The sequence below is a fragment of the Victivallis sp. genome (assembly GCF_048170485.1).
In the GTDB taxonomy this organism is placed as follows: Bacteria; Verrucomicrobiota; Lentisphaeria; order Victivallales; family Victivallaceae; genus Victivallis.
On sequence record NZ_DBEXAY010000260.1, the window covers coordinates 1 to 2,853 of the forward strand.

A 2,853-nucleotide genomic window follows, 5' to 3' on the forward strand; every position below is an offset into this window, starting at 1 on the left:
TTCTGGGGTATAACACGTCATCCGGGGACCCGGGGAATACCACCGCATCTGCAATCCTATTTTCTCGTAATCCGGCGTTCCATGGCGACAAGCATTGCTTTCCGGGAGTTCTGGAAACGCGCGGTTCCCCGCTGCAGCAGTCATGTCGATACAGTCCGGTTCGGTGAAATCGCCTTCTCCACGGAAATGGAACAGGCCGGATTTCACGGCCGTGCATTGATCGAAACAGAAGATCTGCAGGAGAACTGGAGCATCGGCTACAACCATCCGCTGGCAGTACATGCCGCCGATCGATTGATCGTAAATTACCGTCTGCCACTGCTCAAAGTGAAGGCGTTCGCCAAATTCCGGAACCGGCAAACCAGCTCAGGAGCAGAGATCATCCGCGCGCTGAATCGCAGCGGGAGCAATTATCCACTCCCCCTGCTGGAACGTCATCTGCGTCGAACCACCCCGCTCTCGTGGCAAAAAAATCTCCCTTCCACTCTGCTTCTGACCACATCGGAAAACGTCAGGCCGCCGACAAAGCCAATTTCACCCAAAATTGCGGTGTTTCTCCACGCATACTACCCGGATCTTCTACCGGAATTTTTCTCCGCGCTCAACCATCTGCAGGGCACCTTCGATCTCCATGTAACCACCCCCCATCGGGAACTGGAGAAGATTTTTTCACGATTCACAACTCCGCCGCAGGCAAATCTCACGTTGCATGTGACTCCGAACCGCGGCCGCGACATCGCCCCCTGGCTCAACGCAATTCCGTTGGAACAGCATCTTTCCTATGATGTGGCACTGAAGCTTCATACCAAGAAAAGTCCAACCGTCACCAGCGAATTCGGCAACCGCTGGCGGGAATTTCTACTTCAGGCTCTGCTGCCGTCCAGCGAAGGAGTGGATCGCCTTCTCCATGCCTTCGCCGATGATCCGGAACTCGGACTCATTCTCCCGCCATGGCCGCCGGTCGTCACTCTTCAGTGCCCCGCCGCCTACCTTGGCTCAGCCGCCGATTCCGCTCTGGCCCGGCAACTGCTCGACCGGCTCCGCCTCGTTCCGCCGGGAGAAACCGATCAACCGATCTTCTCGGCGGGAAGCATGTTCTACTACCGCCCGGCGGCAATCGCGCCTCTTCTTCAAGCCGGTCTTGATTACACAACGTTTCCGGCAGAACCTCTGCCGGAAGTGGGAACCATCGCCCACGCCATCGAGCGTCTGATTCCCTACATTGCTCAATCAAACAGCTACACCTACCGGCAGACCATGACGTTGGAAATGCTTCAGGATGCGTTTCGAACCTGCGAGGACCGCAGTACCTACCACTATACCACCGTCTACCGCTCGATGCGGGAACTTTATCACGCTGTCTGGAACTCCATCCGCTGGCGTACCGGGATTTCGCGAGGTGACCGATGGCCAACCGTTTGACCCGAATCGTCTACCCCCTGCTGGAACTGCTGCCGGAACCGGCGGCAGTCAAACTCAAAATTCTCGCACTGGTCCTGCTGCGCGACTACCGTTTTCTGATACCATCCTATCACGCCTATCCGCATGCAGCGAAGTTTGCAGATTATCCCCCGGAATGCGCGGATACAAAATTCCGGGGACTTGATCCGGAATCCCGCCGAATTGCCCGGGACTATCTGACACGGTGTCGTAACATCAATGTACTGCATAACCTCCCGCTCCCGCAGGAACTCTTTCTCGTTCATCACACCCGCTTGCGGGAACAGACGATTCTGCCGCCGCCGGAAACACGACAACTCCGACAGGCGCGCCGACGTTTCCGGCTCAACGGCGGTGCGGAATCATTGATTTTTCATCAGGGCGTGGCACTGTTGCCGGAATCCGTGAAAAAAAGACTTTCCGGAACCGATTTCGTGGATGCGGGAGCTTACCTCGGAGACGGTACGCTTCCCCTGCTGCAATACAGTCCCCGCCGCATTTTTGCCTTCGAACCTTCACGAATCAGCGGCCAGAAACTTCTTGCCAACCTCAATCAAGCCGCCGTTCCTCCTAACAAAGTTGAATGGATTCAGGCGGGGTTGGCAGCGACAGAGAGGAGCTGCCGATTCGCCGACAACGGCAGCGGCGATCAACGACTTGACCAGCCGGGAACGGAAGAGGTGCCCCTGTATCGACTCGATGATTTCGCCATCCGCCGCAATCTCCGGCTCGGTCTGCTCAAGGCCGATGTGGAAGGAATGGGCGTGGAACTGCTTCTGGGCGCGCTGGACACCATCCGCCGCGACCGCCCGGTGCTCGCCCTTTCGATCTACCATACACCGGAGGAGTTCTTCCGGCAATACGCCATCCTGCGGGAAGCAATTCCCGCCTACCGTTATCGGATCACCGATCTGCCTCCGGGCTCCGGATTTGAACTTACATTGCTAGCCTGGCCCGAAGAATCTGACGATACCAGCGCCGCCGATCGGAGCGAAGCACACGACTAGTTTCTGTCAGGCAAATTTGTCAGAGTCTGCAAAAAACCATATCAGCGGTCGAGCTGGAAGAGCGCGAAGCGCGGGAACTCCGGCAACCGCAGAGAAACGCCGCCCGGAACCGGTTCGGCGCTCCCCTCCCCCGCGGCCAGACGCCAGCGCGAAGAAGAGGTCGTCGTAATAATCCATTCCGGCATTCCCTTTCAACAAAAACAAGCCTCTGTTCTGCTCATTTTATAATAGAATCCCGGATTCTGAAAATACAAATCATATCGGGAACCTCCATTTCGTCCCAGAAAAAAATACCGCCGGAACAATCGACAGGATCCCCGTTTCAGCCGCCGATTCCCGGCTCTTTTCCCTGCCGTTCGGTCACGGTGCTTTCGGGATCTTGGCGACTGCAATCAATTTAAAAATT

The 2,853-nt window shown here is 56.6% G+C and carries 3 protein-coding genes; 2 read left to right on the plus strand and 1 reads right to left on the minus strand.

Annotated elements, in window-relative coordinates; genetic code table 11:
• Together ACMLHG_RS13690 and ACMLHG_RS13695 are read left to right on the plus strand one after the other, a co-directional pair.
• Positions 1-1,422, plus strand: a 1,422-nt coding sequence (locus ACMLHG_RS13690; protein ID WP_417170847.1) for a rhamnan synthesis F family protein, incomplete at its 5' end; no start/stop codon positions are given.
• Positions 1,407-2,447 (plus strand): FkbM family methyltransferase, encoded by a 1,041-nt coding sequence (locus ACMLHG_RS13695; RefSeq protein WP_417170848.1) that lies wholly within the window; start codon positions 1,407-1,409, stop codon positions 2,445-2,447. The genes ACMLHG_RS13690 and ACMLHG_RS13695, both read left to right, overlap by 16 nt.
• Before the next feature lie 41 nt (positions 2,448-2,488).
• On the opposite strand, the gene ACMLHG_RS13700 is transcribed toward ACMLHG_RS13695, so the two are convergent.
• The gene (locus tag ACMLHG_RS13700) at positions 2,489-2,632 is read right to left on the minus strand and encodes a hypothetical protein (protein ID WP_417170849.1); all 144 of its coding nucleotides are present in this window, start codon (positions 2,630-2,632) and stop codon (positions 2,489-2,491) included.
• Positions 2,633-2,853 lie beyond the last annotated feature (221 nt).